The sequence below is a fragment of the Cohnella suwonensis genome (genome assembly GCF_042655365.1).
Lineage (GTDB): Bacteria > Bacillota > Bacilli > Paenibacillales > Paenibacillaceae > Cohnella > Cohnella suwonensis.
In genome coordinates, this window is sequence record NZ_JBHSMH010000097.1 from 188,841 (window position 1) to 199,738 (window position 10,898).

Sequence of the window (10,898 nt, forward strand, 5' to 3'; positions counted from 1 at the left end):
GGTACCCGATGGGCAAACAGTTGAGCTTCCGGAAGGACGGCTCGTTCACGATCGTTCAATTCACCGACGTGCATTGGAAAAACGGCGACGAAAAAGACGCTCGGACGAAAGCGCTCATGACGCGCGTCATCGCGGATGAGAAGCCGGATCTGATCGTCTTTACGGGCGATGTCGTCGAGAGCTTGCATTGTTCGGATCCTTACCGATCGTTCAAGGACGCGGTGGACGTGGCGGAGAGAAGCGGCATCCCTTGGGCGGCCGTCTTCGGCAATCACGATAGCGAAGGCGCGACTTCTCGAGAAGAGCTTATGAAAGTCCAGACGGGACTTGCCGGATCGATCGCTGAAGCCGGTCCCCCCGACATCGGCGGCGTCGGCAACTTCGCGAGAACGGTGGCCGGCCGCGACGGCTTCCCTGCCGCCGCGCTGTATTTCATCGACAGCGGCGCCTACTCGGAGCTCCCGAACGTTCCCGGGTACGGCTGGTTCCGGCGCGGCCAATCGGATTGGCTGCTGAAGGAAGCCCGAGCGCTGCAAGCGGGTCACGGAGGACGTCCGATTCCGTCTCTGGCGTTCTTCCATATTCCGCTGCCGGAATATCGAGAAGCCTGGGACGAGCAAATATGCCGCGGCAGAAGATACGAGAAAGTGCAATCGCCGAGGCTGAATACGGGCATGTTCACCGCTCTCGCGCAAGCGGGCGGCGTCATGGGAACGTTCTGCGGCCACGACCATATCAACGATTACGAAGGAACGCTGCACGGCATTCGGTTGTGTTACGGCAGGGCGACCGGGTACAATACGTACGGAAGATGGCGGTTCCGTCGGGGAGCGCGCGTCATTCGGATGCGAGAGGGCGAGGAGAGCTTCGAGACTTGGTTGCGGCTCGACAACGGCGCCAAAGTCGAGAAGCCGAGAAAACATTCCCCGAACCGGTTCTCAAAGGCATAAGCATATACTTATATAGGTGGTTCAAAAAGCCCGATTTTGATCACGAAGCAAATCAGGAAGCTTATTCGACATCGAATCTTGAATGCTGCACGGGACTTCCGGTTCTCACGTAGGTTTGCCTACGCTCCGATACTCATTCCCTAGCTTCTTTCAACCTTCTCGGTGCTGAAAACCAGACTTTTTGAACTTGATCATATTATCGAAAGCCGCTTCGCCGTCCGAGAAGACGCGGAGCGGCTTTTCGAACGTTACAGAAAGTTTAAGTTCGCTAAAGTGTTAAAGCAAATGGAAACTTTCTGTACTTGGAAAAACTTCCGCTGAACGCGGTCGCTCATCTTCGAGGAACTTCGATAGAAGTTTTTCTTATATCAGCGATGGACAAGTTGCGTCGTATTGTATCTTTTTTCTAATAATATTTTAATAATCGAAACAAAACGTATCTAACTCGCGTCAAACCCTTTGACAGCCGCGATGCGAACCCGGGAAAGCCGCGGCGGAATCAGGGAGGTATCGGTATGAGAAAAGCATGGCTCGGCTTGCTCGCGCTATTGTTGCTCATTCAATTGCCAGTCGGGGCGAATGCCGCGTCGAATCTGAACACGGAGCAGAAATACGATTTCCTTAGGCAGAAAAATATTTTCACCGGATTTGCCGACGGCAGCGCGCATCTGTACGATTCGATGACGAGGGAACAACTCGCGGTCGTGTTGTGGCGATTGCTGGACTTGCCAACGAGCACGACGGCGCTCGGCTATAGAGACGTACTCAAAACCCGTTGGTCTTATCCGCAGATCGGCGCGGTGACGAGGGCGAATTTAATGAGCGGAACGCAGGCGAACGTGTTCGCGCCGGAAATGAACGTGACGGTGGAGCAGCTCGCCGCCGTATTCATCCGTAGCTACGGGTTGAAAGGGAACGGTTCTACGCCGGTTATCGGGAAAGTGTCCCAATGGGCCAGAGGCGCGGTCAGCCTTGCTCTCGACCGCGGTTTGATTCCGCAATTGAACGACTACACGATGGATGCTTCGAGAGGGCTACTCGTAGAAGCGGCTTACACGGTATACAACGATACCCATATTCAACCGCTGCGCGTGCGCTCGGTGGATGCGCTGTCCAACCAATCGGTCAGAGTCAATCTGTACGAGCGCGGCGACAATATCAACCTGCAGAGGTTCTCGCTAAAGGACGTCTACGGCAATAGCCGGGGCATTCAACAAGCGATCGTCAGCCAGGACGGATTGTCCGTCGTCTTATGGACGGACCGTCAGATCGGCAGCGTGACGCATTGGCTTTACGTCGACGGCAATCCGTACAGCTATTCGTCAACTCCGGACGATACGACAAAGCCGACGATCGTCTCCCAGCCGAACCGCATCGCGGCGAAAACTTACGAAATCACGTTCTCGGAGCCCGTCGACAGCAATACGGCGACGAACTCCTCGAATTATTCGTTAAACGACGGCTTGCGGATCACGTCGTTGCAGTTGTCTTCGGACTTGCGCCGGGTGACGTTCACGACGTCCGACCAGGCGAACGGAAGGACGTATCGGCTCACCGTCCGCAACGTCAAAGACTTAGTCGGCAATGTCATGGACCGCAAGGACGACCTGACGTTCGTCGGCAACGGCGACAATTCGAAGCCGAAAGTAACGGAAGTCCGAATCGACGTGACGACGGCGATCATCAGCGTGAAATTCAGCGAGAAAATCGATCCGACGCAAGCGGTTCAAGCTTACCATTACGCGTTCGACAAAGGTCTCGGCATTACGCAGGCCACGCTCGGCAAAGACGGCGTGACGGTATATCTGAGAACGACGCAGCAGCAGGACGCCGTCGTCTACACGTTGACGGTCAGCGGCATCCCGGATCTGGCGGGCAACTATATGGATAACTCCGGAAATTGGAAGATCGGAGCGGTAGCCAATCCGATTACGCCGGTCAGAGTGCAGGAGATCAAAGCGATCAACAATAATACGATCGAAGCGACGTTCGACCGTCCGGTGACCGGTTCGGACGCGAGCAACGCGAGGATCGTCAGCTTGCTCGACGGAGATTCCAACGTTTCGTTGACGGATTGGGCGGATTATTCGGCGTTGAAACCGGGTACGGACCGGGTCATCGTCATGCAATTCCGAACGAAATCCCCGGATCCGGCCTTGTTCCTGACGGGCCGCACGTATACGGCGCGCCTGTCGGGCATCGTCGGCCTTGAAACGGAAGGCAACGGCGACGAAGCGGTATTCGCGGGCACGGTCAAGGATAATCTCAATCCGTTCGCGGCGCAGACGTACGCGACGGACCGGAGAACGGTCCGGGTCGTGTTCAGCGAGCCCGTGACAAACGTGAAGCCGGAAGCGTTCCGCATTCGGGAGCGCGGGGGCGATTGGGTGAACGTAACGGGAATCGACAACGGAGATCCGAATAAGATTTTCACGGAAATCTCGCTTAAGCTCGGTAGCGATCTGAAGGGCGGCACCGTCTACGAATTGAGTTTCCAAGGAGGCATCGTGACCGACGCGGCCAAATGGAACGAAATGAAGACGGCGGAAGGCGGGCAACCTTTCATACTGTCCTTTAACGCCTAAATACGTTCGCACCGATAAGCCCTATCCTTCGCGAGACGCGAAAGATGGGGCTTTCGTCTTGCTGTGGGAGGGCGGGGGGCGGTGTACAATGGGAAAGGAAGGGGAGGCGAAAGGAATCCATGATGGCGTTGGCATGTTACTTGCTCGCGATTAACGCGGGAGCGTTATGGGCGATGGCTTACGATAAAGGGCAGGCGAAGAGGCGAGGACGGCGAGTGCCGGAGAGAACGCTGTTTCTGCTCGCGGCGGTCGGCGGTTCGCCGGGAGCGATCGCCGGGATGCGCCTATGGCGGCACAAGACGAAGCATGTTTCGTTCGTCGTCGGCATGCCCGCCATACTCGTCGTACAAGCGTTGATCGTTTATTGGTTAACTCGATAAGACGGAGAACGAAAGAAGAGGACGCCCGGCCGTTAAGGCCGTTGCGTCCTCTTTTGCGTTATCAACTAGAGTCAGGGCGTCGTGGCTACCAACGGCTTCAACAGCTTGAAGGAATCGTCCCACTTTTCTTCTTTGGCGCGAATCGCGACGATCGTATGCTCTCCGCCGAGCTCGATGCCGTTAAAGGCCGGGTTACCGGTAATATCGATGCCGTATGCCCGAGAATCCGTATCCGATTCGCTCTTCGTTTTGCGGATTTTGCTTTCCGGCACGTCAAGGGGTTCTTTCTTCAAGAATTCGTCCAACGGTACGAACGCGCCTTGGAAGGCGAGGCTTTCGAAGTTTTTCTCGTCGGTGATGTACAGCTCGGATTTCTCCGTCATCAGCATGAGCACGCTTTTCTGTTGCAGCGCGATGTCCTGCGGGCTCTTCATCTCCGCCGGCACGTAGACGACCGTCGACTTGATCCGTTGCCAATCGGGCACGAGCTTGAGCAAGTTCGCCGATAACGCGTCTTCTTCCGCGAGGAAGAAATTGCCGAACAGGCTGACCGACAGGTTGGCCGGCGGCGTATTGGCCGCTTCCCGGCGCTTGTCGATGCCTTCCTTGACGAAGTATGCGGCAAGAACGACGACGATGATACCGATAATCAAATGGAATTTATAATAATAGAAAAAATGCCCGACTTTCGTTTGCTTCTCGACGGTGACGTTCTTCCCGGTCTCGATGCCGAGCACGAGGTTGTACGCCCGATTGATCTCCGTCAAATCGAGGGCTTCTTCGCCTTCGCCGCCAGCGTCGGTTCTCGATTTCGCCGCTCGCGCCCTCTTCATGAGCAAGAAGTAGCGATTCTCCACTTGCTCGCGATCCGCGTCGGCGGGCAAGCCGAGCGTCTCGTACGCTTTCTTCAGTTCTTCATCCACGATCGTTCACTCCCGTCAGCCTTCCGCTGTAAGCCTACTTAAGCATCATACACGAAGTCCGGAAGGGCGCGCAAACTACCAGGTTTTGAGCACGGCCGTCTGATCATTGTCGTGCAGGGTAGATATCGGATGATCGGCTTCGCGTTCTCGGGGGACGAGTCTTTCTTCCGTTACGGGGGCTTGGTTATCCTTCGCGTCCTTCGACTCCTTGGCGTCCATTTTGCTCGTGCCCTGGAAGACGCCGCCGGACTCGATGGCAAGCTCGAGCGCGGACAAATTGCCGTGTAGCTGCCCGGTCGCTTTGATCGTCAACTTGCCCGTGGAAGAGACGTTGCCGACGACCTGTCCCGCGATGACGACGTTGCGGGCTTTGACATTGGAACGGGCAATGCCTTTTTCCCCGATCGTGATGTCGCCCGCGCAATCGATGTCCCCGACGATCTGACCCTCCACGCGAATGCCGGCTTCGGATTTGATTTTTCCTTCAAATACGGTGCATTCGCCGATCAGCGTGTCCGTCATGTTGGGATCGATTTTCGCTTTTTTATTTTTGAACATGGTCATTGGCTCCTTCTCGATGCTTTAAGGTACGGTTCGGGGTCGACGTGTTCGCCGCCTACGATCACTTCGTAATGAAGATGCGGTCCGGTACTGCGGCCGGTCGAGCCGACTTCACCGACGATGTCGCCCTTGCGGACTTTGTCGCCGACTTTCGCAAGGATTTTGCTCATATGGGAGTAATGCGTGCGAATGCCGTTGCCATGCGAGATGAGCACGTTGTTGCCGTGGGAAGAACTGCGGCCCGCCTCGATAACGGTGCCGTCGGCCGCAGCGTAGATCGGATCCCCGTAATCCGCGCCGATGTCGAGCCCCGCGTGATTGGTCGCCCGGTGGGTAAAAGGATCCCGGCGGATGCCGAACGTCGACGTGATCCTGCGGGAATCGGTCGGCCAGATCGTAGGCGTCACCGCGAGCAGCTTTTGTTGCTTGGCGACGGCGGTCTTGGTCAGCTCCAGCCGTGGCTGCATGATCTCGAGCTGTTCGCCGAGGAAATCGAACTGTCCGCGGGTTTCGTCCGTCAGACGTTCCATCTCGTCATCGGTGACCGGGATTTCTTCCCCGCCCGTGCCGTCCATCGCGAATTCGTCTTCTTTTCCCGCGGCGGGCTTGACGGCTTTGTCCTTGGAAGTCCCGCCGGAGCCGATGCCTACCATGTCTTTCAACTGAGTCTCGAGCGAGTTAATGTCCTTCATGCGCTCGTTGATCGTTTTCGCTTGCGTGGACAGATCGGCCAAGTCGGATTCCAGCTCGCCGATATGTTCGTCCTTGGCTCCGAGCCGTTGCTCGTATTCGCCGGACGCCGCCGCAAGCTGACGTTGCAGATGGCCGATTTGTCCGGTATTGCCGCGGTAGAGCGCGAACGCGGTTATTCCGAAGACGAACAAGGCTACCGTTAACGCGGAACCGATCGCCAGGGCGAGAACCGACAGTTGAAAACGCATGACGGAGCTGTTCGCGTCCCGAATGACCATGAACGTGAATTTCTTATGACGCCATTTCATGAATTTCCTCCTGCTGATCCGGGACTATTTTCCAATATCGGCTTTCGCTATATTTCGATCCGAATTCTCTCTATTCCTTTTTTATCTAAAAAAAACGCAACAATCAACAGTGCTAAAGGAGGAATTTGTCGTAAAAAGGCGAATTGGATAATAAAAAAGCCGGATTCGGAATGAGCCAGGAGGGTATTTATGTTAAAGCTTGCGGGTATAGACATAGGCAACGATAGCGTCAAGCTGGTCGTGAACGGAGGAAGCGAACCGGTCATCGTACCGAATATCGTATCGCCGGGTTACGAAAGACATATTTTGCAAGAAGAAGACTCCCCGCTGAAAGCGCTGGACGTCATGGTGTACAGCCCGAAGCTGAAGAAGAAAAACCAGCGGTATTTCGTCGGGCTGCTCGCGTCCGAGGATCAGGATAACGCGGAGCTCGAAGAGACCGACAACAAAGCGACGAGCGATCAATCCCTCGTCGTCGCCCTGACCGCGCTCGCTTACGCCAGCGTGACGAGCGTCGCTTATTCGCTTCAGCCGGGGCAGACGATCGACCAAGTCGAATACGTCATCGGCACGGGCTTGCCGGTGCGCACGTACGCGCGTTTCCACCAACAATTCGAAGAGCGCCTCGTCGGCGAACACGAAGTGACGTTCCTGTCGACGCCGAAGCTGCGCGGACGCACCGTGCGGATCAACATCCGCAGGGCGGTCGTATCCATCGAAGGCGCGGCGGCGTTGTTCCATATGGCGACGCACGAGAACCTGCAAGTGAGAGACGAAGAGCTCTATCACGGCGTAATCGGCATTTGCGAGATGGGCGCCTTGACGACCGATTTCCCGGTCGTGAAGCGGATGAGCATCGACAACCAATTCAGCACGGGCGAGCAGTTGGGATTGGCTTCGTATTTGGATTACATCATCCGCGACGTCGAGGACCAATTCGGATACCGATTCCCGAGCCGCACGAAACTCATTCAGCGCATTCGCAGGAACGAATTCCACATTCAACGCGTCGGCGAAGGACAAGCGGACATCCGGCAGATCGTCGACAATTACTTCGGGCGCGCGGCGCAGAAGATCGTCGACCTGATTCGCAAGCGTTGGAAGAAATACCCGGACATTCAGTGCTTCTACGTGCTGGGCGGCGGCGCGGCGGCGCTGAAGCCGTACATCCTCGACGCGGCGGACAACATGCGCCTTCGGTTCGTGGACGACAGCGAGCTTCAGAACGTCTACGGTTACTTGAAGCTGGCGAAGAACAAGACATCGCAGACCGAAGCGGTATAAATACGACAAAAAAGCGTTGGCCTGGTAGAGAATCCAGTGCCAACACTTTTTTTTTATATAGCGTCTATTCGGTTACGATACGACAGCCGCCGATCCAAGCCGACAGCAATTCCAACTCTTCGTTCAAGAGAAGGAAGTCCGCGGCTTTGCCCTTCGCGATCGATCCCGTTCCGCCGTCGATGCCGAGCTGGCGGGCGGGGTTGCCGCTGGCCATCCGGCTGGCGTCTTCGAGGCCGACGCCGATTTGCCGGACGAGGTACCGAACGGCGTTGATCATCGTGAGCGTGCTTCCCGCGAGGCTGTCGTTTTCCTTCAGCCTTGCGACGCCGCACGTCATGCGCACGGGAAGGCCGCCAAGGTCATAATCTCCGTCCGGCATGCCCGCGGCGGACATGGCGTCCGTGACCAGGATGACGTTATGCGTACCCTTGGCGCGCGTAACGAGCTTGATGCCCGCCGGATGCACGTGGTGGCCGTCGGCGATCACTTCCGCGACGATTCGGTCGTCGGTCAGCACCGCACCGACCGTTCCCGGCTGGCGATGGTGAAGCGCAGACATGGCGTTGAACGTATGAACCGCATGACGGAGTCCGCGGTCCGCCGCCGCTATGATCTGGTCGTACGTCGCATCGGTATGGCCGCAACTGGGTACAATGCCGTTAGCCGCGAGTTTCTCGATGTAGTCGAGCGAGCCTTCGTTCTCCGGCGCGAGCGTTTGAATTTTAATGATGCCGGGGAATCGGCTTACCCATTCGTCCAGCCATTCCGGTTGGGGAGGGACGATATAGGCCGGGTTTTGCGCGCCTTTCCATTTCACGTTTACGAACGGTCCTTCGAGGTGAACCCCGACGAGCCGCGCGTAAGGCATCGGCTCGGCCATATAACGGCTGACGCGGTCCAGCACGGCGGTCAGATCCTCGCGCGATGCCGTTAGCGTCGTGGCCAGCATGCTCGTCGTGCCGTTGACCGCGTGAAATTTCGCGATCTCATCGATGCCGATCGCTTCGGCGTCCATGAAGTCGTGGCCCGCGCCGCCGTGAACGTGAACGTCGATGAAGCCGGGAATGAGCCATTGCCCCGCCGCGTCGATCGTCTCGATGCCGGCTTGGTCCGCGGACGAGTCGACGTTGACGCCGATGTCGGCGATCAGGCCGTCCTTAACGAGAAGGGTGCCGTTCTCGACGATGCCTCCGGGGGTGACGATCCGGGCGTTGACGATACGGATCGAATGGTTGGAGGCGCCGCTCATGCGAGTTTACCCGCGGCCGCGTTGTCGAGCAGCACGATCAAGTTCGGATGGGTTTGAAGCAGGGAGGCCGGCACGTCGGTCGTGATCGGTCCTTGGAGCGAGCTCTTCACGATGTCCGCTTTGTCCGCGCCTTTGACGACGAGCAGAATTTTCTTCGCTTTCAGAATCGTGCCGACGCCCATCGTCAGCGCTTGCTTCGGTACGTCGTCGATCGAGTCGAAGAAACGAGCGTTCGCTTCCCGCGTTTCTTGCGCGAGTCCGACGATGTGGGTGCCTTTCGTGAGCGCATGGGCGGGTTCGTTGAAGCCGATGTGCCCGTTATGGCCGAGGCCGAGCAATTGCAGGTCGATCTGTCCCTCAAGCTCGATGGCTTCATCGTAGCGGCGGCATTCTTCCGCCAAGTCGGCGGCGTTGCCGTCGGGAATATGGCATTGCGCGGCCGGGAGGTCGATCTGCCCGAACAGATGGCTCTTCATATAAGAATGATAGCTTTCCGGATGGTCGACCGGAATGTTGACGTACTCGTCCAGATTAAAAGTGGTGACGTTGCGGAAGCTGAACATGCCCCGTTCGAATTCCTTCACGACTTGTTTGTAGATGCCGACCGGCGTGCCGCCCGTCGCGAGCCCTAGAACGGCCCTCGGCGTCGTCTGGATTTGCCCGATGATGATGTTGGCCGCGGCTTCGTTAAGCTTCGCGTCGCTGTCGAATGTAAGGATGTTCATTTCGTTTTCCTCTCCTCTTTGCCTGCGGTGTACGATCTGACCGTCTGGTACGATTGCTCCAGCCGTGGAACGTAAAGCTCGAAGCGCTCGCTGACGAGACCCATGAACAGAATATCGACGACGTGCAGTTGCGCCATGCGCGAAGCCATGTTTCCCCGCCTCATCCCGGCCTCCGCGGAGGAGGTGAATAGGCGAATGGAGGCGTGATCGGCCAGCGGATTCGAGCCGAACCGAGTTATCGACATCGTCGTCGCGCCCCGTTCGGCGGCGCAGCGCAGCGCGTGGATCGTCTCCGGCGTCTCGCCCGTGAACGATATCCCGATCGCGACGTCGCGCGGGGACAACGACGCGGCGGACGTCAGCATCATGTGCGGGTCCGAGAACGCCGCGGCCGCCTTGCCGACCCGGATCAGCTTCTGGAAGAAATCCTGAGCGACGATGCCGGACGTCGCGGAGCCGTATAAGTCGATGCGCGAGGCGTCGTGCATAGCGGCGATCGCAAGCCGCAGTTGCTGCAAGTCGAGCACGCGAGTCGTATCCGTGATCGAGCGCAAGTGGTTGGCGGTGATCGCCGACACGATATCTTCCAGCGGCTTGCCTGCGACGATGTCCTGGTATTGGTTCGCGGTCGACGTCGTCCGTACGAGCTCGGTCGCCAGCTTTTGCTTGAAGTCGGGGAAATTGTTCGAATGGAACGTCTTGCAGAAGCGAGAGATCGTCGAAGGACTGCTTCCCGACTGAGCGGCGAGCTCCGTGATCGTCATCTGCACCGCGCTTTGCGGATGGGCGAGCAAATACTCAGCCAACGCGCGTTCTTTGACATGTAGGCTGTCCAATTTTTCCTGGATCGCATTCAGAATGCTCATGGCTGAAACCCCTCTTATCCGAAAATTAGTTTCTTTTTAGAATGTCATTAAAAGAAAATAATTTTCACAACCTTCCTTCATTGTACTGTAAGCCCTCGCGCCTTGCAACGGCGAAATGCCGACGAAATGCCGACGAAATGAATACGGATTGACGAAGAGTCCAAGCACAACAAAAACCGATAACTTCTAATCAACGCCTAGCCAATGCCGAGTGCCGACCCCGTGCCGAACGAACCCCCGAACGAACCCCCGAACGAACCCCCGAACCAACCCCGAACGAACCCCCGAACCAACCCCCGAACGAACCCCCGAACGAACCCCCGAACGAACCCCCGAACGAACCCCCGAACGAACCCCCGAACGAACCCCCGAAC

10 protein-coding genes are annotated in these 10,898 nt (G+C 57.2%); 4 read left to right on the top strand and 6 right to left on the bottom strand.

The features are described 5' to 3' along the window. The first annotated feature begins 8 nt into the window (after positions 1-8). The 3 genes from ACFPPD_RS22310 to ACFPPD_RS22320 all read left to right on the top strand — a co-directional run bounded on the left by ACFPPD_RS22310 (position 9) and on the right by ACFPPD_RS22320 (position 3,915). Positions 9-950, top strand: a complete 942-nt coding sequence (locus tag ACFPPD_RS22310; RefSeq protein ID WP_209744703.1) for a metallophosphoesterase family protein — start codon at positions 9-11, stop codon at positions 948-950. Between the two features lie 515 nt (positions 951-1,465). Further along, complete coding sequence (locus ACFPPD_RS22315; RefSeq protein ID WP_209744706.1) at positions 1,466-3,535, top strand: Ig-like domain-containing domain; 2,070 nt, start codon at positions 1,466-1,468, stop codon at positions 3,533-3,535. A gap of 119 nt (positions 3,536-3,654) precedes the next feature. Further along, positions 3,655-3,915: a DUF1294 domain-containing protein gene (locus tag ACFPPD_RS22320; protein WP_209744709.1), complete on the top strand. Its 261-nt coding sequence runs from the start codon at positions 3,655-3,657 to the stop codon at positions 3,913-3,915. Between the two features lie 71 nt (positions 3,916-3,986). Here ACFPPD_RS22320 and ACFPPD_RS22325 read toward each other — a convergent pair whose 3' ends face one another. The 3 genes from ACFPPD_RS22325 to ACFPPD_RS22335 all read right to left on the bottom strand — a co-directional run bounded on the left by ACFPPD_RS22325 (position 3,987) and on the right by ACFPPD_RS22335 (position 6,400). Then, positions 3,987-4,838, bottom strand: coding sequence for a hypothetical protein (locus ACFPPD_RS22325; protein ID WP_209744713.1), 852 nt, complete (start codon positions 4,836-4,838; stop codon positions 3,987-3,989). Positions 4,839-4,913: 75 nt separating this feature from the next. Next, entirely contained in the window at positions 4,914-5,396 is a 483-nt protein-coding gene (locus tag ACFPPD_RS22330; RefSeq protein WP_378083409.1) for a bactofilin family protein, read from the bottom strand. Between the two features lie 2 nt (positions 5,397-5,398). Next, complete coding sequence (locus ACFPPD_RS22335) at positions 5,399-6,400, bottom strand: M23 family metallopeptidase (protein WP_209744719.1); 1,002 nt, start codon at positions 6,398-6,400, stop codon at positions 5,399-5,401. A 189-nt stretch (positions 6,401-6,589) separates the two neighbouring features. Between ACFPPD_RS22335 and ACFPPD_RS22340 the strand changes: the two genes are divergently transcribed. Beyond that, a complete protein-coding gene (locus ACFPPD_RS22340) occupies positions 6,590-7,684 on the top strand; it encodes a ParM/StbA family protein (protein WP_209744721.1) in 1,095 nt (364 codons plus the stop codon). A gap of 64 nt (positions 7,685-7,748) precedes the next feature. Here the strand turns inward: ACFPPD_RS22340 and nagA are convergent, their stop codons facing one another. The 3 genes from nagA to ACFPPD_RS22355 are packed head-to-tail and all read right to left on the bottom strand — an operon-like array spanning position 7,749 to position 10,524. After that, complete coding sequence (gene nagA / locus ACFPPD_RS22345; RefSeq protein ID WP_209744723.1) at positions 7,749-8,933, bottom strand: N-acetylglucosamine-6-phosphate deacetylase; 1,185 nt, start codon at positions 8,931-8,933, stop codon at positions 7,749-7,751. After that, positions 8,930-9,658 carry a glucosamine-6-phosphate deaminase gene (gene nagB / locus ACFPPD_RS22350; protein ID WP_209744725.1) on the bottom strand — a complete coding sequence of 243 codons (729 nt, stop codon included), beginning with the start codon at positions 9,656-9,658 and terminating at the stop codon, positions 8,930-8,932. The genes nagA and nagB overlap by 4 nt, the downstream gene beginning before the upstream one ends. Next, positions 9,655-10,524: a MurR/RpiR family transcriptional regulator gene (locus ACFPPD_RS22355; protein WP_209744727.1), complete on the bottom strand. Its 870-nt coding sequence runs from the start codon at positions 10,522-10,524 to the stop codon at positions 9,655-9,657. The genes nagB and ACFPPD_RS22355 overlap by 4 nt, the downstream gene beginning before the upstream one ends. Positions 10,525-10,898: the final 374 nt, after the last annotated feature.

Excerpts from the sequence above, each read along its gene's own strand:
- ACFPPD_RS22310 (WP_209744703.1), top strand. The coding sequence starts at position 9 with ATGGGCAAACAGTTGAGCTTCCGGAAGGACGGCTCGTTCACGATCGTT.
- ACFPPD_RS22315 (WP_209744706.1), top strand. The coding sequence starts at position 1,466 with ATGAGAAAAGCATGGCTCGGCTTGCTCGCGCTATTGTTGCTCATTCAA.
- ACFPPD_RS22320 (WP_209744709.1), top strand. The coding sequence starts at position 3,655 with ATGATGGCGTTGGCATGTTACTTGCTCGCGATTAACGCGGGAGCGTTA.
- ACFPPD_RS22330 (WP_378083409.1), bottom strand. The coding sequence starts at position 5,396 with ATGTTCAAAAATAAAAAAGCGAAAATCGATCCCAACATGACGGACACG.
- ACFPPD_RS22335 (WP_209744719.1), bottom strand. The coding sequence starts at position 6,400 with ATGAAATGGCGTCATAAGAAATTCACGTTCATGGTCATTCGGGACGCG.
- ACFPPD_RS22340 (WP_209744721.1), top strand. The coding sequence starts at position 6,590 with ATGTTAAAGCTTGCGGGTATAGACATAGGCAACGATAGCGTCAAGCTG.
- nagA (WP_209744723.1), bottom strand. The coding sequence starts at position 8,933 with ATGAGCGGCGCCTCCAACCATTCGATCCGTATCGTCAACGCCCGGATC.
- nagB (WP_209744725.1), bottom strand. The coding sequence starts at position 9,658 with ATGAACATCCTTACATTCGACAGCGACGCGAAGCTTAACGAAGCCGCG.
- ACFPPD_RS22355 (WP_209744727.1), bottom strand. The coding sequence starts at position 10,524 with ATGAGCATTCTGAATGCGATCCAGGAAAAATTGGACAGCCTACATGTC.